Raw genomic sequence first — 19086 nt, 5'->3', positions numbered from 1 at the left:
GTTAAAGCCAGTCCGAGGGGCTGGCTTTGACGTAGTGCCATCCTTTTGACTCGGCTTATGCCATTGCAACCTTTGCAGCTTTGTTCCCTCCCTGATGTTCGGGTGGTGGGAAATGTTGAGATTCACCCCAGTGCGGCGATCGCCTCCGGTGCTGTTTTATTAACGGGTTCCCAGGGCCGGGTGGTCATTGGGCCGGGGGTCTGTATTGGTATGGGGGTGATTCTCAATGCGATCGCCGGGACAATCTGCATTGAAGAAGGAGCCAGTTTGGGGCCGGGGGTTTTGGTGGTGGGCAGTTGTGCGATCGGGGCCAATAGTTGTATCGGTGGCTTAACGACCATTTACGAGCGCAATATTCCTGCCATGGCCGTCATTCCCGCCGGGACAGTGTTGGGGGATTGTGGCCGTCCTGTGGATTTAGCCGCCCCAGACCCCATGCCCTTAGCCGCTGATCTCCTCAATGGTGAATCGGAAGCGGATTTTTGGGAAGACGAACCCACACCAGAACTCCAAACCCCGGAGCCTTCAGCCCCTGAACCGGCAGTAGTTGCTCTGAACCTCCCTGATGACCCCCCTAGTCCTCCCCCTTCTGAGCGTTTAACCGCCAGCAAAATGCGGATTAATCAATTATTGGTCACGCTTTTTCCCTATGATCAACGCTTTCAGGAACGGATTCAGGAAAATGGGCATCAGAACGAGCCTAAACCCGAAGATTCTTCCCCCTAAAATAGGAGTTAATGCTATCGGTTTTGTAAATATTTATTAATAAAACAAGTTTCCCATTCTCCCGCTACCAAACCCCCCTTTCATCCTTAAGACTGAGAACTTCGAGATCCTGCCCTTAAGGGTGTTTTTGGCCGTTGAGATCATGCAATGGGGAGAGATTTTTCCCAGGAGGAATCGCGCAATGCCTTGTGTTGTCAAGCATTGGGCGTTTTTGCATTCAGGGCGATCGGGGAATATTACCACTGTTAATATAATGATTAATTTTATTAATCGGTCTCAGAAGCAATCGCAATTGCCAAAGCTCCAAAATTGTCTTGCATTTTCAAAGAAAAGGAGAACCTTCGTGATAAGCTAAAGCGTGGCATCAAAAACTTGTCACATTAAACAGAATTCTTTGAACGCCAACTTGGGCTGAGTTGTCACTGTCTCCTGAAGAAATGCGCGGCTATCTATAGAATGCCAACCTCCCTTCTGCCGTTACAGTTCCACCAACCAGTCCCTCGTTTTGAGTAGAAATTACTGTTAACGTAAGCCTCACCACGACTTTAAGGAGGAATTTGAGGATATGGTACAAACCAAACAGGGGTTTGAGGCGGGTGTAAAAGACTATCGCTTGACCTACTACACCCCCGACTACACCCCGAAAGATACCGACTTACTTGCTTGTTTCCGGATGACCCCCCAACCGGGTGTGCCTCCTGAAGAAGCTGGGGCAGCGGTAGCCGCAGAATCGTCCACCGGAACCTGGACGACCGTTTGGACTGATGGTCTGACGGATTTGGATCGGTATAAAGGCCGTTGCTATGATCTCGAAGCCGTTCCCGGTGAAGACAACCAATACTTCTGCTTTGTTGCCTATCCCCTTGACCTCTTTGAAGAAGGCTCCGTTACCAACGTCCTGACCTCCATTGTGGGTAACGTGTTCGGGTTTAAAGCGCTGCGGGCGCTGCGTTTGGAAGATATCCGCTTCCCCGTTGCTTTGATCAAAACCTTTGAAGGCCCGCCGCACGGGATCACCGTTGAGCGGGACAAACTCAACAAATACGGTCGTCCTCTCTTGGGTTGTACGATTAAACCCAAACTGGGTCTGTCCGCGAAAAACTACGGTCGCGCCGTTTATGAATGTCTGCGCGGCGGTTTGGACTTCACCAAAGACGACGAAAACATCAACTCTCAACCCTTCATGCGCTGGCGCGATCGCTTCCTCTTTGTGCAAGAGGCGATCGAAAAATCCCAAGCGGAAACCAACGAAATCAAAGGGCATTACCTCAACGTCACCGCTCCCACCTGTGAGCAAATGATGGAGCGGGCCGAATTCGCCAAAGAAATCGGCACGCCGATCATCATGCACGACTTCCTCACCGGCGGTTTCACCGCCAACACCACCCTGTCTAAATGGTGTCGTCGTAACGGCGTGTTGCTGCACATCCACCGTGCTATGCACGCGGTTATCGACCGTCAGCGCAACCACGGGATTCACTTCCGCGTCCTCGCCAAGTGCCTCCGCCTCTCCGGTGGGGATCACCTCCACTCCGGTACCGTTGTGGGTAAACTCGAAGGGGAACGGGGCATCACCATGGGCTTCGTTGACCTGATGCGCGAAGACTATGTAGAAGAAGATCGCTCACGGGGTATTTTCTTCACCCAAGACTACGCCTCCCTCCCCGGCACGATGCCCGTAGCCTCCGGTGGGATTCACGTATGGCATATGCCCGCGTTGGTGGAAATCTTTGGTGATGATTCCTGCTTACAGTTCGGTGGTGGTACGCTGGGCCACCCCTGGGGTAATGCTCCTGGTGCAACCGCGAACCGCGTCGCCCTCGAAGCTTGTATCCAAGCTCGGAACGAAGGCCGCAACCTGGCTCGCGAAGGCAACGACGTGATCCGCGAAGCCTGCCGCTGGAGTCCTGAACTGGCTGCGGCTTGCGAACTCTGGAAAGAAATCAAGTTCGAGTTTGAGGCCATGGATACCATCTAGGTTGGCAAAATTAAGGGAAACGGTAGCGTCGTTACGGTTTCCCTTGAAGACTTCCACCTAAAATCGGTCGGGTTGGAACCAGTTTTGCCCATGAATCCTAAACACGTTGCCGAAAATACGGTAAGGGTGCTGCAAAGTTACCTCACCTACCAGGCGGTGCGCGAGATTATCCATCAACTCACGGAAACGAATCCTCCCCAAGCCATTTGGCTGACGCAATATTCAGCGGGCAAACTCCAAGATGGCGAAGCCTATCTCGATGGGCTGATGCTGGAACATAAAGAGTTAGTGTTGCGAATTTTGACGGTACGGGCAGAGATTGCCGATCAGGTTGTGGATTTTCTACCGGAGATGACCCGTGTAGCGATTCAAACCTCGAACACGGAACATCGCCGCCAAGTTCTGGAACGCTTAACGCGGTCTGAACCCGACCCCTCAACCTAAATGCTGACTGGAGTATTTTTTGCTCCTTAAACCCCTAATTATTTGAGGTATTTTGACGATGGCAATGAAGACGTTACCCAAAGAGAAGCGTTACGAAACTCTCTCCTACCTGCCCCCCCTGACGGATCAGCAAATTGCCTTGCAGATTCAATATATGTTGGATCAAGGCTATATTCCCGCTGTTGAATTTGAAAAAGATCCCAAACCCACGGATCACCATTGGACGATGTGGAAACTGCCCCTGTTCAGCGCCAATAGCCCCCAGGATGTGCTGAATGAAGTGCGGGAATGCCGTCAAGAATATTCTGATTCCTACATCCGTGTTGTGGGTTTCGACAATATCAAACAGTGCCAAACGGTGAGCTTCATCGTTTACAAACCCGGTGTGAGCCGCTTCTAGGCCTTTAACTATCATTTTTATCTGTTCTGGAACTGGGTTTTCTCAGTTCCTTTTTTTGTCTTTTGGGGGGAGAATCTACAGAAAATCCCTTACCCTAAGTCCGACATTCCGCAGTCTGAAATCCTCTCCTGGTGAGCATTGCCCACCCTACGCGATGTCCTAACTCAGTTCCTTTTTTTGGGGTTCGGGTTGATCCTGAAACATGGCGGTGCTTAAATAGCGCTCTCCGCCACTGGCTTGAATGGCGACAATGGTGCGATCGCCATATTCTGGACGCGCCCCAATCCTCAACGCTGCTTCAACAACAGCCCCCGTCGATATCCCACTGATAATCCCTTCTTGACTGGCCAAAAGTCGCCCAATATGGTAGGATTCCGCTTCAGTCACCTTGAAAATTTCATCAATTAAATCAACCCGCAAAATATCAGGAATAAACCCTGCGCCAATGCCTTGGATATCGTGAACATGGCGACCATGGCCACTTAAAACGGCACTGGCGGCCGGCTCAACGGCAACGATTTTTAAATCGGGGTTTTGCTGTTTCAAATAGAAACCGGCTCCGGTCAAGGTTCCACCCGTACCCACTCCCACCACGAAAACATCAATATTTCCGGCGGTATCCTGCCAAATTTCTGGCCCGGTGGTTTGATAGTGAATTTTCGGGTTAGCGGGGTTGCTAAATTGTTGGGGAGAAAAAGAGTCAGGAATACTGGCTAACAGTTCATTAGCCCGTTCAATCGCACCGGACATATCCCCTTCGGCGGGTGTTTTGACCACTTCTGCACCATAGGCTTTCACCAGTTTTTGCCGTTCTAAACTCATGTTTTCTGGCATCGTTAAAATTAAGCGATAGCCCTTAGCCGCGCAAACCATCGCTAAACCAATCCCTGTATTCCCGGATGTTGCTTCAATCACCGTTGAAACTCCCGGTTGAATTAAACCGGCTTTTTCGGCTTCTTCAATCATACTCACCGCAATTCTATCTTTAACAGAATGGGCTGGATTCAAGCTTTCCAGTTTGAGGAGAATTTTAGCGGAACAATCATAAAGCTGGGGAAGATGGCGCAATTTGACTAAGGGAGTATTGCCGATAATTTGGGTAATATTTTGGTAAATTTTCATGGGTTTAAGGGCAGTTTAAAAGGATGGGCGGGTTAAATAACCATAAGCTGAAACCAGACGGCGACGAAAGCCCCCATGAGGAGCAGATGGGGGAGATTTTTCGTCAAGGGACGGCGGCTAATTTTTAGGAGTGGAAAGACAGTAAAGCCCAAAGCTAATAGTAAGGTAAACCCTTGAATAAACTGGGCCACATCTAAACTCCAAGTTAGGGTCATTAAACCCGCTCCCGTGAAACCAAAAGTGCGGGCGATCACGGGTAAAATTTGCCCGGCTTCGGTCATGGCTGCGGGTACATAGTAGGCTAGATTTCCTGCTAAAACAAGGGGCAAATAGGCATAGATAACCGTTTGATAATCGGGCATTGCTGGATCGAAAAGTCGAGCAATTTGATGGGTAATGTAGGTGAGCATGAAGGGGATTGAGAGTAAGAAGAGGACGATGGGAAGGGCCGTCACCAGATGGCCAGAATCAATCGCCACCTCTCCCCAACCGAACCCGGCTAAAATCCGCTGAGAGTAATGCATAAATATGCCGCCAAACAGTAACAGCAGCAGGGCAATTTCACCGGGGAAACCCTTGTGAGTTTCCAAGAGATCCGCTGCCGGAACCCGAAGATTTAACTGCACCGAACGGTTGGGACAGGCTTTGAGACAGGTCATGCACAGCACACAATCTCGGTTATCGAGCAATTGGGCGGGGTGGGAATATAAAGGGCATCCCCCCGTCGCTTGGCCCTCCGTTGGCAGGGCATCGGCAAAATTAACCGGCGTGGCATCACTGCCTTGATAGCATCCGAAGGTACTGCATTGTGTGCCACAAACCTGCTGAGTCGATCGCAACTCCACAACCGCCAACTTAGCAAACATCCCATTCATGCCTCCAATGGGGCATAAATAACGACACCAAAGGCGGCGTTCATAGATGATGCTGCACATCACTGCCCCTCCGGTAATGATGATTAGGAGGGCAGCGGAAAGATTGGCATGATGGGGCAAATCCCAAAGTTTTTCCCATAAATAAATGGCGACAAATCCGGCCCACAAGGCCCAAGCCCCCCATTGATTCAGCCATTTTGTCGGCCAGGGCAAAAGCTGACGGGGCCAAATCCAGAGAGACAGTTTTCTGAGCCATTCCGCAGTAATCATAAATGGACAAACCGCACACCAGAGGCGACCGATGAAGACAAAGAGCAATAAATAAAATGGCCACCACCAAGCCCAAAAGAAGTTAAGGATCATGTTCGTTTCTCGGGTTTGGGGGCCAATCAATCCCATGATCGTGACGGGGACAAAAATCGCCATCATGGGCCACCAAAACCGTTCTGGCCACCAATGGCTTAGGAGGAATGGGCGCAACCCTGGAATTTGATTGAGGAGATCAACCCGAAAGGCATTTTTTTTAGATTCAACAGACCACAAGACCTGTTCAGGAATGATAGATTGTTCGGCGGGGGTCATGAGCACTGCCCGCTTGAGAATATTTTCTAATTCGGCAACATTGCCGGGATAGTCGTAACTGAGGAGCCGCCGGAGATCCGCTTGATCCAGTTGTAAGGTCGATCGCCCCTTTTCGCGAGAAAATTTTTCCAGAAAATACTGAGCAAAAGCGGGAATATCTGATTTGCGCTGGGCAAAGCTAAAGAGTTTAAAATGATGGGCATCTACCCCTGAAATGGGGAGTTTAGTGGGGCTGATCAAAATCAAGCGCACCCAAAGATGTTGAGGGGGTTGCTGGGGAATTTGGGGCTGGGCGGTAATGGGGGCGTTGGGGAGCAGGTTGCCGGTTTTGAGATAGTGAATCAGTCGATTGCGATCGCTTTGACTGAGAATTTGCCAGTTATCAATGGCTAAAGTTCCCCGTTCTAATAAGGCGATCGCCCCTGTTAACCCGTCGATGCGTCCGAAAAGAATATCAGTATTGATATCCCCCTCTGGAGTTTTGGGCAGTTGCCCACAATCAATTTCCGCAAAGGGGCGATTTTTGAGGCCAGATTGAGCGTGAATCATCCCCGCAATAAAGGTTTTGCCGCTACCGGGTAAGGCTTGGAGCAAAATGGGTTTTAAATCCTGGGCGGCTTGGGCAACTTGTTGGGCGAGTTTTTGACTCGATTTGCTCTGACTAATCAGGGTTGCATCGGTGGGAACGGGGCGGATGTAGGGTTGTAATCCTTGAATGCGCGTTTGTTCTTTGGCAATGCGGTCTTGAAATTTGGCTAAATCCTGAACTAAGAGGGTATTGATGGCGTTGTTAATTTCAGGATATGCAGTTTTAAGTTGTTCAAACCGCTCTCTTGATAAAAACCAAATTTCACTTTTGGCGATCGCCATCGCCCCGGTTCGGTAGGTGGGGTTTTCTTCCACCATGCCGAGGGAAATATGACCGAAAAGTTCCCCGGCATTGCGGTAGGCAATATGGGTTTTACCCACTGGGGAATTGCGATAGATTTCGACGCTGCCCCATTTGAGGAGATATAAGCCTTGAGGCGTAGCATTTTGGGTGAAAATATCCCTGTTGGCTTCAACCGGCAATAAGGAGAGAGATGCGGCAATTTGGGCGATGGGTTTTGCCCCTAACTTTCCCCAGATACGATGAAAACTCAACCAATTGATCCAGTCTTGAATCTCTTCAGGGGTTGGTTCTGGCAGTTCTGAAGCATTGTTTAAAATCATAAAGAAGACAGAGGAAGAAATTTGAGGAGTGAGAAACCTCAAAAATTAAGCTGGTAATTTTTAAGATCTTAGTTATGCAAATTGACCAAATACCAGAGTCATCAATTTTGACCCATACTCCCCTGTTTTTGATCTTGCTTTTTGAGTTTCCATCAAAACTTGATGTCCTCCTTTCAAAAGGGGACTGAGCGGTATTAAATGCCATCGCTCAAGAAACGACTATGGTTCATTTTGACACAGTTTTCACTTTTACACTCCGTCGATTTTCCCGAACAAGGGGGAACTTGAGTCAACCTATCGCGCCACTCACTCCCCTTCAATCTGCCGCGATCGCCCTCAATCCCATTAAGATAGGGGGATGATTACCATCATCTTGAGCAAACGCGGTGGATCTTGCAACTTGCTATCAGACCCTCGGCCTCCAGTGGGGCGCATCTGTCCCGGAGATTAAAGCGGCCTATCGTCGCTTGGCCCGGTGTTATCACCCCGATTTACACCCCCAAAACGTCAAGGCAGCGGAAGCCAAGTTTATTGAGCTAACCCAAGCCTATGAGCATCTGCTCCAAGCCCCCCAGGGCCAGAGTTCCCCCGACTATCCCCAAAATACTGCCGTTGCCTCGCCCTCCCATGGCAGCACACCCCATCCCCTCAAGGCGCAAACCTATGAAAATTTACAAACCCTGCTGCGGCGACGGCGGTTTGCCCGGGCCGTTGCGTTGGTGGAGGGGTTGGTGATTCGCCTACCGGCGGATCCAGAGGTGCGACAATGGCAGGCGATCGCCTACTATCAATGGGGGAAAGCCCTGATTGATCAAGGCCATGGGGAAAAAGCGAAAGTTTATCTGCGCAAAGCGCTGCGCAGTGACCCCCATAACCGCGAACTCTGGGCCGAAGTGGAATCCCAAGTCCATCGTTTGGCGAAAATTAGTTAACGGAGTTGCCCATGAATGATGCCATTAGCCCCCGTTATCAAGGGCAGTTTGGGGAATTTACGATTACCGAGGGCGATCGCCGTGAGGTAATTTTTTATCGCGCTGGCCTCGTGGTTGCGGGCCTGAGCTTTGCGATCGGGACAATTTTGGCCCTCACCCAAACCCCCAGCCCCCTCCTGTGGCAGGGTTTAACCCTCCTGTTTGCCCTCTTTTCCCTCGGTTTAGGGGTAAGCCTATGGTACATTCATATCTATGTAAAACTACTGCACCGAGTTTTACAACTGTTTTGGGCGGTGGGTTCTCTGGCGGCGGTGGTGGTTGTAGTGCGGGGGAGTGAACCCTTGCCGGTGGCGATCGCCCACCATCCCCCCCTCCTCATCGGCCTAGGCTTCAGTTTCGCCGCCTTAACGGGGATTTTCTTCAAAGAAGCCTTTTGTTTTAATCGCCCGGAAACCAAACTGCTCACCCCCCTCGTCCCCATCCTCCTCCTCGGTCATCTCCTCACGCTCCTCACCCCCACCCTTGAGCAAGTCCTGCTGGGAATCTGGGCGGCGCTGTTCTTAATCTTTATCGGGCGAAAAATGATCCAACCGATCCCTCCGGATATTGGCGATAAATCAGTGTTTGCTGAACTACATCGCCAAGCCCAACAGGCCCGTTAGAATGGCATGGAACCCTCTTAAATGATCAGGGATCTCGATCATGGACGCTGAACTAAATTCAGGGACAATTGATAGTCTGGCTTTCATGGAGGGCAATCACGGCTCTGCTCTCGGATCAAGACATCACCCAACCCCTGGCGAGGGAAGCGATTAACATTGTGTCTCTTGTCTTTTCTGATCAATCCGGCAGCTTGGTTCCCCCCCACTGCCATCTCAAATCCCTCACCCTAGAGGCGACAATCGAACAGTTGCCTCTCGATAACTTCTGTGTTCCGACGACCGCCTTAAGCCAAGATGTGGCGGAGGAATTAAAGCAGAACCCGGCCCGGGCCGGTGTGATCCTCACAGACCATGGGGAATTTTTTGGCATGATTTCCCGTCGCCGGTTTTGGGAGCAGATGGGCCGCCCCTACAGCTTGGAATTATTTTCTAAACGGTCGATCCTACACCTCTATGGATTTATTCAACAGGATGGCCTACGGTTGCCTGGCTCTAGCCCCATTGTGCGGGCGGCTTGGTTGGCACTACAACGGCGGCCGGAATTGCTCTATGAGCCGATTATTGTCGATCTCGCCTCCAATCACTATGGCCTCCTCGATAGCCATTATCTGTTGATGGCGGATTCCCAAATTCACCAGTTAACGATTCAACTGCTGCGGGAATCCTCCCAACAGTTGGCCACCGCCAATCAACAACTGCAACGCTTGGCCACATTAGACGGCTTAACGGGGATTAGTAACCGCCGCCAATTTGATGAATCCCTACTCTCCCTTTGGTTTCAGGGGTCGCAAACGGGCAAACCAATGACGCTGTTGATGCTCGATGTGGATTTTTTCAAACGGTATAACGACCATTACGGCCATTTAGCGGGGGATGATGCCCTGCGGAAGGTGGCCCAGGGGTTGGAGATGGCGATGGCGATGAATCTGCCCTTGGGGGTGGTGGCCCGCTATGGTGGCGAGGAGTTTGCGATCTTGTTGCCGGGGTGCGATCGCCCCCAAGGGGAAGGCTTTGCCCAAAAGGTTCAAGACCAGATCCACAGTTTAAAGCTTAGTTTTCCTGATTCTCCTGTGGGGGATGGCATTACCTTAAGCATCGGGGGGGCGACGTTGATTCCCAATGCCCATCGCGCTCCCCAGGATTTAATTGCAGCAGCAGATCGGGCTTTGTATGGGGCCAAGGAAGCGGGGCGCGATCGCTGGCTGTTTGCCGATTAAGCCTGTTGGGGGGCAAATTGTTGGGCGTAGAATTGGGCATAACGACCATTGCGGGCCAACAGTTCAGCGTGGGTTCCTGCTTCAATCAGTTCCCCCTGTTCGAGGACGAAGAGGCGATCGGCACGGCGGACGGTGGCGAGACGGTGGGCAATGACAAAGACGGTGCGATCGCGCATAATCCGCTCCAAAGCCTCCTGTACCAAGGCCTCTGATTCCGAATCGAGGGCCGAGGTGGCTTCATCAAGGATCAGGATTTGGGGATTGAGGTACATGGCACGGGCGATCGCAATCCGTTGCCGTTGCCCCCCGGACAAATTCACACCCCGCTCCCCCACATAGGTAAAGTACCCCTGGCTCAATTCGGTGATGAAATCATGGGCATTGGCAATTTTCGCCGCTGCTTCGACCTGGGCTAGATCATAATCTCCCTGGCCAAAGGCAATGTTAGCGGCAATGGTTCCCGAAAACAGCACCGTTTCCTGGGGAACAATACCAATCTGTTGCCGCAAACTTTTCAGCGTCACCGTGGCCACATCCACGCCATCGATGAAAATTTGCCCCGCTTGGGGTTGATAAAATCGCGGTAATAGGTTGACCAATGTGGTTTTTCCCGCTCCAGAATGGCCCACCAAGGCGATCATTTCCCCCGGTTGTACCAAAAAATTAAGGTTTTTTAACACCGGCTCACCGGGAACATATTCAAAACAAATCCGTTGATATTCAACTTTCCCCGAAACCGGCGGCAGGTCTACAGCCGTTGCTTTTTCCACCACCGTCGGCTCTAAATCTAACAACTCAAAAACCCGGTCTACAGAAGCTTGGGCTTGCTTAAATTCGTTGTAATTAGAAGTGGTAATACTAATCGGATCAATGAGCATCCCCACCGCTGCTAAATAGCCCACAAAGGAGCTACCTGTTAAATTGCCTTGGGAAATTTGCCAAGTTCCCAAACAGAAAATCAAAACAACGCTCATCGCATAAAGAAAGCCCACAAAAACAATTTGAAAGGCTTTAATCCGCTCTGTCATATAGCGAGCGCGGCGGTTATCTTCGGCAAATTGCGTAAATTGCTGGAGCGTGTAGTCTTCAGCGGCAAAGGCTTTCACCAAACGAATACCGCTGAGATATTCAATCAATAAAGAAGAAAGATCGGCGATCCGGTTCTGACTGCGGCGGGAATATTGCAATAATTGTTCCCCGAAAAATCCCACTAAAATTGCCATCAGGGGGCCAAGAATGACGGCGCTGGCGGTGAGTTGCCAGTTAAGATAAATCATCATCCCCAAGACGACAATTAATTGTAAGACGCAGGGAATAAATTGCTGAAATAATTTATTCACCAATTCCCCCACCCGGTCTACATCTTCGGTGAGGCGATAGGATAAGTCTCCGGTTTTGGTGGTTTCAAAATAGCTGAGGCTTAATTGTTGGAGGTGGCGGTAGACGGCGGTGCGGAGTTTGAGCGTGATTTGCAGGGCCGCCTTGGCCATGAACGTATCTTGATTGTATTGGGCGATCGCCCGCACAAAAAAGATCGCCGCCGCAATCCCCGCCGCCCGCGTACTCCCCGCCACATTCCCCGTTCCGACGGATTGCGCCATCGCTTCCGCCAGCTTAATCAAGGCGGGCCAACAGGCGGTAAACACGACCGTGGAAATCAGGGCGATGGCGATCGTTCCACCTTGGGCGCGGATGTAGGGGAGTAATTGGGAATAGTGAGAGGGCTGCTTCAAGATGCGTCCTTAGGCGGGGGTGTGGGGATGGAGGGCATGGTTTAGAACAGCATGGTGTTCTGGGGTTGGCGTGGGGGTTTTGACGGGGAAAAAGGGCTGATGGAGGCTGATCAGTTGGGCCAATGTCCGTTTCAGTTGGGTGCGGGGGATGATCGCATCCACAAACCCACAGTTAAGCAAATATTCCGCCGTTTGGAAATCATCGGGGAGTTTTTCCCGGATTGTCTGCTCAATCACCCGCCGACCCGCAAAGCCAATGGCGGCCTTGGGTTCCGAAATAATCACATCCCCCAACATCGCAAAACTAGCAGTTACGCCCCCCATCGTCGGGTTGGTGAGGACGGGAATATAAAGGAGTTTGGCCTGACGGTGACGTTCTAAGGCTCCGGAGATTTTCGCCATCTGCATTAAACTCAGCATTCCCTCTTGCATCCGCGCTCCCCCCGATGCACAGATGATCAGGACTGTTAAACCTTCCTCTGTGCCGTATTCGATCAAGCGGGTGAGTTTTTCCCCCACCACTGACCCCATACTCCCCCCCATAAAGGCAAAATCCATCACCCCAAGGGCAACGGGGAGGCCATCTAAAAGGCCCATGCCGGTTTGGACGGCATCGGTGAGGCCGGTTTTGGTTTGGTAATCCCGGAGGCGGTCTTTGTAGGGTTTGCGATCGCGGAATCCCAAGGGGTCAACGGGGCGAACTTCCGTATTGAGGGGTTTCCAAGTTTGGGGATCAATCAATTGGTTGATGCGCTCCTGACTGCCGACGCGGAAATGGTGGTGGCATTCATGGCAGACCATGGCGTTAGCCTGGAGGTCTTTGGTATAGGCCAGTACGCCGCAGTTGGGGCATTTTGTCCAGAGACCATCGGCAATTTCTCGCTCTTGGTTCGCTGGCGGAACGGCAGGTTGATCTTTTTCGCGATTGGCAAACCAGTCAAATAAAGACATTGTGGGATTTTAAGCACTCCGTGGACTAAAAAAAGCGGATTTTATCAGGAGGGACGAAACCGGCCCTAAGGTTCATCATCTGGTTCTAGCTCTTCTTCTTTGGGACTGAGCAGGAGCAAGGCCGTCCAGCGGTCGGGGGAAAGCACTTGTAAAGCGGTTTCTCCGGCTAAAAAACAACCACTGGCCCCAACTTGAATAATGCGGCTGGGAATTTCATGGCCGGCGAGGATTTGCTCCATGAGTTCTGCTTCCCACCGTGAGCTAACAACTTTAATCGTGATCCAGGACACAGGGTTCATTGTATCAATGGGGGGTTAATCTCGTTTCATCCTGCCCCGAAAATGAGGCGTTGGTAGCTGCTGATCATGATCTCACCCCAAAAAATGGTGATGAGGGCCCCTAGGGCGAGAAAGGGGCCAAAGGGGATGGGTTGCTTGCGGTTGAGGAGGCCGAGGGCGATCGCCCCTCCCCCTAAAAACGCCCCTCCCACACAACCCAAAAAGGCCGCCAAGGCCGCCCCCGGCCAACCGAGCCAAGCCCCAATCATCGCTAAAAGTTTGGCATCACCGGCTCCCATGGCGGTGCGGCCATAGGTGATCGAACCGATCAAGGCGATTAATTCTAACCCCCACAGGGCCAGGACAGCCCCGAAAATCCCGGTAACAACGCGGCTGACGCTGGCTTCGATGGCAGTGGTTTCAACCCAACCCTGCACTGCGAGAAATACTAAGCCCACCACCAAACCGGATTGGGTGAGGGGGTTGGGGAGGGTGAGGGTATCGCAGTCGATGAGGGCGAGGGCCAAGAGCCAACTGAGGAGCAGCCAGTAGCCGACGGTGGTGAGGGTGGGGCCGAATTGCCAGAAGGTGGCAAGGAAGAGGAGGGCGGCGATCGCCTCAATTAAGGGATACCGCCAGGAAATCCCCTCCCCACAATGGCGACATTTCCCCCGCAGGAGAAACCAAGCCAGCACGGGGATGTTGTCGTACCAATGGATGCGGGTTTGGCAGTGGGGGCAGTGGGAAGGGGGAAAAAGGATCGATTTGCCAGCGGGGATGCGGTAGATGATCACGTTGAGGAAGCTGCCGATGGCGGAGCCGAAGAGGAGGATCAGGAGGTGGGTGGTGAGGGTGAGGAGGTGATCCATTGGGGAGTAGGGAGTGGGAAGTTAGGGTAAATTTGTGATTTTTACCATTGCCTTGACAATCTCGCAAATTATCGTTACATTAGTTTACATAAGGTTACAAACCCGCAACAAACACATCGGAGGCTTCCTATGAGCTACCTCGCTATTCTCTTTGCACTCATCATCGCTGGTTGGGCCGCTGCTGCCCTGATTGGGTCGCAAGCCTATTTCCGGGGGGAACAGTCGAAGCCGATCCATGAACGTAACTGGAACTCTGCAAAATTCGACCAATTGGCCACCTCGGTGACGGGTCAAACCACGGATTACGGCGATCGCCGTCCCGCCTATGAAATGGATGCCTACGCCACGCAGGCCTTCACCAACGTCTAACAAGTTTCCATCGGTTCTCCTAAATCTGGATCAGGGAGGGGCATTTGCCCCTCCTTTTTTTTTTGATGGGAAGGATCCCCCCTGCCCCCCTTAACAAGGGGGGTTTTTATGTACTCTGTACTCGTGCCATGGCTCTGCCATGGCATGGGCTTTCGGCGGCTCTGCCGCCTGTAGAGGAGGGGAGGCAGAGCCTCCGGGAGGGCGTTACTTGGCAGAGCCAAGTAACGAGAGAAATCCTACTTCCTACTTCCTACTCCCAAAACCCCCTGCAACTCCACCACCCGACCCACCACCGCCACCGCTGGCGCTTCAAATTGCGCTGCTTCCACTTGGGCGACGATGGTGGCCAATGTGCCGATTAGTTCTGCTTGTTCGGGGCGGGTTCCCCAACGGATCAGGGCGATGGGGGTATCAGGGCTGAGTCCCCCCGCTTGGAGGGCGGTGGTGATGTGGGGGAGGTTGTGGAGGCCCATGTAAATAACGATGGTTTCGGAGCCTTGGGCGATCGCCCCCCAATCCACCTGAGGGCAGTATTTCCCCGCCGCCTCATGGCCCGTGACGAAGGTGACGGAGCAGCTATAACCGCGATGGGTGACGGGGATGCCTGCATAGGCAGGGGCAGCAATCCCGGCGGTAATGCCGGGGATCACTTCCACCGGCACACCGGCCCGGCGTAAATCGGCCATTTCTTCCCCGCCCCGACCAAACACAAAGGGATCGCCCCCTTTTAAGCGGACAATAATCGCGTGATCCTGGGCTTTCTCAATCAGCAAGGCCGTCGTTTCGTCCTGGGCTTTGGAATGTCGCCCCCGCCTTTTCCCGGCGTTGATCTGCTCCGCTTCGGGGTTGATCATCGCCAAAATGGCCGGGCTAACCAGGGCATCATAAATCACCACATCGGCAGATTCTAAAAGGGCTTTGCCCTTGAGCGTCATTAATCCGGGATCACCGGGGCCGGCCCCCAATAGATAAACTTTCCCCAACATCGTGGTTTTAACCGTTTTAACCATAGAAATTATTGATGCAGAATCCAATCCAGGAGTAAGGGCATAAATTCTGGGATGTCGCTGAGGGGCTTGCCCAGATGGAACTGAACGGGGCTAAATTCGGGCTGAAGGGTTTGCAGTTGTTGGGCGATCGCCTCGGTAATCCCGCCGGTAAATAAAAAATAGGGCTGAATTAACCAATGGGTCTGTTCATGGTTAACGAATCGCCGCAATTGCTGGGCTAAATCCGGTGTAACAGACCAATAGGCGGCGATCGCATCTAAGCGATGGGCCATTGCCTCCACCGGCTGATTGCCCCCCAAGCGACGACTCCCATGGGCCAGCAACATCCGCCCCGCCCCCGGATAGATGGCAAATTGTCGCCGTAGCAACGCCGTCATCCCCAAATGGCTCCCTAAGTAAGGGGCGATCGTCAAGGGTAGGGATTTATCCTCCATCACCTGCGCTAATTCCACCTCATGGGGAATATCCTCCCGCACATGGACACCGGGCAGTAAAAACAGCGGCAGGAGTTTCAGTTGTGCAAAACCCCGTTCTCGCCCCTGGGCCATCACCGCCATAATCTGTTGATGGAGGGGTTCCGGTTCCGTCTCTAAACAGGCCGTAGCCACCCATACCGGAGCCTGACACTGTTGGGCTAAGGCCGCCGTCACCCGTTGAGCCAAACCCGCGAATGCCCTTTGGGAACGGGCATCCCGGCTACCATGTGCAATTAGTAAATAGGCCGTAGACAAGAGCGTTGGGGAAGAAATTGTGGATAGCAAACCAAAGTTGCGACTACCTGGGTTAATACCTGGGTTAAATTTTGCCACGAAAAACCCCTCAAGGGCTGAGGGGTAAAAGCTCAAACCGCACCGGATTTTTTAAAAGCCAGCACCTTGATGGTGCATGGGAATCCCCGCAGGGCGGGAAATGGCAGAAGTCATTAAGGCCGTGAAGCCTCCCACAATCAAAACACCGATAATTGCGGCGGTGCTGGAAACCCGTTTTAGATTGAATTGCCATTGCCAGGAGACTGGCTGCAAGTTCAGGGGACTAACGGTTTCCTCATACACCATCGCCATGTGACTATAGCCAAGCATTTCCATGGGCGATCGCTCCAATTACAATTTCTGACTTGAGATGCACACCATTGAGAACGGCCCCAAGAGGCCACGAATGGACTCCAATCTAGCATCTTTAGCGGCAGATGGCTTGAGGGAAGAGCCTTCAAATTAAGAAGTGTTAACTTAAAAAGAGCCTGCCATGCCTTACTTGCCCCGCCCGTGATGATCCTATTTCGCCTTGAGCCTGCCATTCGCCGCAACTTATTGTTTCTCTTTTGCACAGCCCTCTGCTTTTGGTTAAGCCTAACGTCGCTCTTGCCAGTGTTACCCCTCTACATCGAAGCCACCGGAGCCACATCGGGACAAGTGGGTTTAGTGATGGGCAGCTTTGCCATTGGCCTGTTACTGACGCGGGGCGTGTTAGGGCGATGGTCTGATGAACGGAGTCGCAAGCTCGTCGTCCAGATCGGCACAGTCGTTGCGGGATTAGCCCCCTTTGGTTATTTATTCCTAACTGCCTTGCCAATGCTCGTGGCGATCCGGGCGATCCATGGTTTAAGTATTGCCGGCCTAACAACGGGTTACAGCACATTGGTCATTGACCTCGCCCCCCCAGATAAACGGGGGGAAATTCTTGGTTATATGACGTTGGCGGTTCCCATGGGCATGGCGATGGGGCCAGCGTTGGGGGGATTTTTGGGAGCAGAATATGGCTTTGGTGTGGTGTTTATCCTCTCCGGCATTTTAGGCTTCTTGGCATTTCTCTTTGCCAGCCAAGTGGAGGATGGGACGACACAACTCCAAGGCTTACCCGCAGCGTCTCCACCGCTTTCCCTCTGGGATTGGCTGGGCTTAGACCGCCTTTGGACCTTAGCCCAAGGGCCTCGATTACGGATTCCGGCTTTGGTGTTGCTGTTGGTGGGCATGGTGTTTGGGGCGTTAACGACATTTATCCCGGCCTATATTCGCGATAGTGAAGCGGGGTTGAATGTGGGACTGTTTTATACGGCGATCGCCCTCTCCAGTTTTTCCGTCCGCATCTTCACCGGCCGAGCCTCTGACCGTTTGGGCCGAGGGTTATTCATTACCGGCAGCCTCCTCGCCTATCTCCTTTCGATGATCCTCCTGGCCAAAGCCACCAGTAGCGTGATTTTTCTCCTCGCCGGCCTCGCCGAAGGGGCCGGCGCTGGCACATTAATCCCAATGATGACCGCCTTGGTGGCAGATCGTTCGCTTCCCAATGAACGCGGACAGGTTTACTCGGTCTGTTTGGGAGGCTTTGACCTCGGCATTGCCCTGGGGGGGCCCGTTGCCGGGAGTTTATTACCACAACTGAGCTATGGCGGCGTTTTTGCCGGAGCAGCAGGTTTAGTCCTATTGGCATTATTGATTTTCATGACCCTTTCCAGCCAAGATATGGGCCATTCATTCCGGTTTGCCACCGGCCGGGGCCGGGATGTGTATGCCCAAGATGGGGCCTAAGGTTCGACCTTTGGCTACTGACGGCGGCGCTGATTTTTCCCTAAGATAAGGACAATTTTGTACCTTTGGGGAAGATCGCCCGTGGCTTCAATACGCCCTTTACCCCTAGATAGCTCGGTAGCGGGGTTTGCCGCCGCCACCTTTGCCGCTCGCACCACCCTAGAGCGGCAATTGGAGGGTCAATGTGTTTGTGAGGAAGAAGAAGGAGAGGGAGAGATGAGGAGTACATCAGCTCAATCCCCCCAAGTTGCCTCCCTCAACCGCTTTGCCGCCAAAGTCATCGATCATCCCCTCCTCATGGACAAACTCGGACGGCGGGTTTACGAACTCCTGCAAGCGGATTTACAACAACAACGGGAACGCAATGGATATTATGGGAGACGGTAATGGCGGATAAATATGATGATTATGAACTCAATTATGTAACCGAAAATCGCTTTTATGTAGAAATGCAAGAAAAAAACTACATTAGTGCGAGTTTTCAAGAATGCTCCGGTTTGGGGTTTGATATTGAGTATGATTCCTTCTATGAAGGGGGGGTGAATAATCAACAGCGTATTTCCCTCGGCAATACCAAATTTACTGATGTCACGCTCAAACGGGGCATGACCAATGATATGGCCTTCCTGGGTTGGGCTTGTCGGATGCTGACAGAATTAGAGCCAATGAGCGATAAAAATATCAGTACCCACCGCCGCAATGTCAATATTTTACTCTTCAACCAAGCCGGGGAAACTGTCCAAACCTGGACATTAATTGGGGCTGTACCTGTGGGTTGGAAAGCACCCACTCTTAATGCAGATTCGAGTAGTGTAGGCATTGAAGAATTAACCCTCGCCTATGAAGGGGTCAAAATTACCGTTAAGAAAAAACCGGCAGGTGGGACGAGTGCGGGGGCGACAGTCCATAGCAATGGCCGTGATGCTGAATCTGGATTCTTTACAAGTAGTTAGCAAATTTTATGACCTTTCCCCTCGGACAACACCGCTTTTTAGGGCAGCATTTTTTGCAGCCTAAATTTCTCAATCCCCTAGGTCATCAATCCTTGGGGGTGTTGTCTGCGTTGCCTCGTTTACAGGGGTTTGGAGCCTTGCAGACCAGTATGTTGGAGCCATCAAAGGATTTAGAGGATATGGAGGGGGGGCGATCGCCCCTCAAACCCACCCCCCTCCGTTCTATCAATCCCCCCCTAGCACAACCC

Annotated in this window: 21 protein-coding genes; 12 read left to right on the top strand and 9 right to left on the bottom strand. The window is 52.2% G+C overall.

Going from position 1 to position 19086, the window contains the following annotated elements; translation table 11 throughout:
- The first annotated feature begins 57 nt into the window (after positions 1-57).
- From VB712_RS08525 to VB712_RS08510, 4 genes are all read left to right on the top strand, one after another.
- Positions 58-726: a hypothetical protein gene (locus VB712_RS08525; RefSeq protein WP_323254111.1), complete on the top strand. Its 669-nt coding sequence runs from the start codon at positions 58-60 to the stop codon at positions 724-726.
- Between the two features lie 565 nt (positions 727-1291).
- Entirely contained in the window at positions 1292-2704 is a 1413-nt protein-coding gene (locus VB712_RS08520) for a form I ribulose bisphosphate carboxylase large subunit (protein WP_323254109.1), read from the top strand.
- 90 nt (positions 2705-2794) lie between these two features.
- Positions 2795-3148, top strand: coding sequence for a chaperonin family protein RbcX (locus tag VB712_RS08515; RefSeq protein WP_323254107.1), 354 nt, complete (start codon positions 2795-2797; stop codon positions 3146-3148).
- Positions 3149-3212: 64 nt separating this feature from the next.
- A complete protein-coding gene (locus VB712_RS08510) occupies positions 3213-3548 on the top strand; it encodes a ribulose bisphosphate carboxylase small subunit (RefSeq protein WP_416236296.1) in 336 nt (111 codons plus the stop codon).
- A 159-nt stretch (positions 3549-3707) separates the two neighbouring features.
- Here VB712_RS08510 and cysK read toward each other — a convergent pair whose 3' ends face one another.
- Both cysK and VB712_RS08500 read right to left on the bottom strand, forming a co-directional pair.
- The gene (gene cysK / locus VB712_RS08505) at positions 3708-4670 is read right to left on the bottom strand and encodes a cysteine synthase A (RefSeq protein ID WP_323254103.1); all 963 of its coding nucleotides are present in this window, start codon (positions 4668-4670) and stop codon (positions 3708-3710) included.
- Positions 4671-4702: 32 nt separating this feature from the next.
- Positions 4703-7339, bottom strand: a complete 2637-nt coding sequence (locus tag VB712_RS08500; protein ID WP_323254101.1) for a cyclic nucleotide-binding domain-containing protein — start codon at positions 7337-7339, stop codon at positions 4703-4705.
- 386 nt (positions 7340-7725) lie between these two features.
- Between VB712_RS08500 and VB712_RS08495 the strand changes: the two genes are divergently transcribed.
- The 3 genes from VB712_RS08495 (at position 7726) to VB712_RS08485 (ending at position 10150) form a co-directional block, all read left to right on the top strand.
- The gene (locus VB712_RS08495; RefSeq protein ID WP_323254100.1) at positions 7726-8271 is read left to right on the top strand and encodes a J domain-containing protein; all 546 of its coding nucleotides are present in this window, start codon (positions 7726-7728) and stop codon (positions 8269-8271) included.
- 11 nt (positions 8272-8282) lie between these two features.
- A complete protein-coding gene (locus VB712_RS08490; RefSeq protein ID WP_323254098.1) occupies positions 8283-8933 on the top strand; it encodes a DUF2301 domain-containing membrane protein in 651 nt (216 codons plus the stop codon).
- A 158-nt stretch (positions 8934-9091) separates the two neighbouring features.
- Positions 9092-10150, top strand: coding sequence for a diguanylate cyclase domain-containing protein (locus VB712_RS08485; protein WP_323254096.1), 1059 nt, complete (start codon positions 9092-9094; stop codon positions 10148-10150).
- Here the strand turns inward: VB712_RS08485 and VB712_RS08480 are convergent.
- The 4 genes from VB712_RS08480 to VB712_RS08465 form a co-directional block, all read right to left on the bottom strand.
- Positions 10147-11883: an ABC transporter ATP-binding protein gene (locus VB712_RS08480; protein WP_323254094.1), complete on the bottom strand. Its 1737-nt coding sequence runs from the start codon at positions 11881-11883 to the stop codon at positions 10147-10149. The two genes, VB712_RS08485 and VB712_RS08480, sit on opposite strands and share 4 nt — an antisense overlap.
- 9 nt (positions 11884-11892) lie before the next feature.
- Positions 11893-12834: an acetyl-CoA carboxylase, carboxyltransferase subunit beta gene (gene accD / locus VB712_RS08475; RefSeq protein ID WP_323254092.1), complete on the bottom strand. Its 942-nt coding sequence runs from the start codon at positions 12832-12834 to the stop codon at positions 11893-11895.
- Between the two features lie 65 nt (positions 12835-12899).
- Positions 12900-13133: a hypothetical protein gene (locus tag VB712_RS08470; RefSeq protein WP_323254090.1), complete on the bottom strand. Its 234-nt coding sequence runs from the start codon at positions 13131-13133 to the stop codon at positions 12900-12902.
- Positions 13134-13159: 26 nt separating this feature from the next.
- Entirely contained in the window at positions 13160-13981 is an 822-nt protein-coding gene (locus VB712_RS08465; RefSeq protein ID WP_323254088.1) for a prepilin peptidase, read from the bottom strand.
- A gap of 129 nt (positions 13982-14110) precedes the next feature.
- Here VB712_RS08465 and VB712_RS08460 point away from each other — a divergent pair, with 129 nt between their 5' ends.
- Positions 14111-14350 (top strand): photosystem II protein, Psb35-related, encoded by a 240-nt coding sequence (locus VB712_RS08460; RefSeq protein ID WP_323254086.1) that lies wholly within the window; start codon positions 14111-14113, stop codon positions 14348-14350.
- 236 nt (positions 14351-14586) lie between these two features.
- Here the strand turns inward: VB712_RS08460 and cobA are convergent, their stop codons facing one another.
- The 3 genes from cobA to VB712_RS08445 all read right to left on the bottom strand — a co-directional run bounded on the left by cobA (position 14587) and on the right by VB712_RS08445 (position 16445).
- On the bottom strand, positions 14587-15360 hold the full coding sequence (cobA, locus tag VB712_RS08455; protein ID WP_323254084.1) for a uroporphyrinogen-III C-methyltransferase: 774 nt from the start codon (positions 15358-15360) through the stop codon (positions 14587-14589).
- Positions 15361-15365: 5 nt separating this feature from the next.
- Positions 15366-16091: a sirohydrochlorin chelatase gene (locus tag VB712_RS08450; RefSeq protein WP_323254082.1), complete on the bottom strand. Its 726-nt coding sequence runs from the start codon at positions 16089-16091 to the stop codon at positions 15366-15368.
- Between the two features lie 129 nt (positions 16092-16220).
- Positions 16221-16445 (bottom strand): hypothetical protein, encoded by a 225-nt coding sequence (locus VB712_RS08445; RefSeq protein ID WP_323254069.1) that lies wholly within the window; start codon positions 16443-16445, stop codon positions 16221-16223.
- 180 nt (positions 16446-16625) lie between these two features.
- On the opposite strand from VB712_RS08445, the gene VB712_RS08440 reads away from it, so the two are divergent.
- From VB712_RS08440 to VB712_RS08425, 4 genes are all read left to right on the top strand, one after another.
- On the top strand, positions 16626-17885 hold the full coding sequence (locus VB712_RS08440) for an MFS transporter (protein WP_323254067.1): 1260 nt from the start codon (positions 16626-16628) through the stop codon (positions 17883-17885).
- A gap of 81 nt (positions 17886-17966) precedes the next feature.
- Complete coding sequence (locus VB712_RS08435) at positions 17967-18272, top strand: hypothetical protein (RefSeq protein WP_323254065.1); 306 nt, start codon at positions 17967-17969, stop codon at positions 18270-18272.
- Positions 18272-18838, top strand: coding sequence for a phage tail protein (locus VB712_RS08430; RefSeq protein WP_323254064.1), 567 nt, complete (start codon positions 18272-18274; stop codon positions 18836-18838). The genes VB712_RS08435 and VB712_RS08430 overlap by 1 nt, the downstream gene beginning before the upstream one ends.
- A gap of 8 nt (positions 18839-18846) precedes the next feature.
- A partial coding sequence (locus VB712_RS08425) for a hypothetical protein (RefSeq protein WP_323254061.1) occupies positions 18847-19086 on the top strand: 240 nt, incomplete at its 3' end.

It is taken from the genome of Spirulina sp. CCNP1310, assembly GCF_034932185.1.
Lineage (GTDB): Bacteria > Cyanobacteriota > Cyanobacteriia > Cyanobacteriales > Spirulinaceae > Spirulina.
This window is presented reverse-complemented; position numbering and strand designations above follow the sequence as displayed.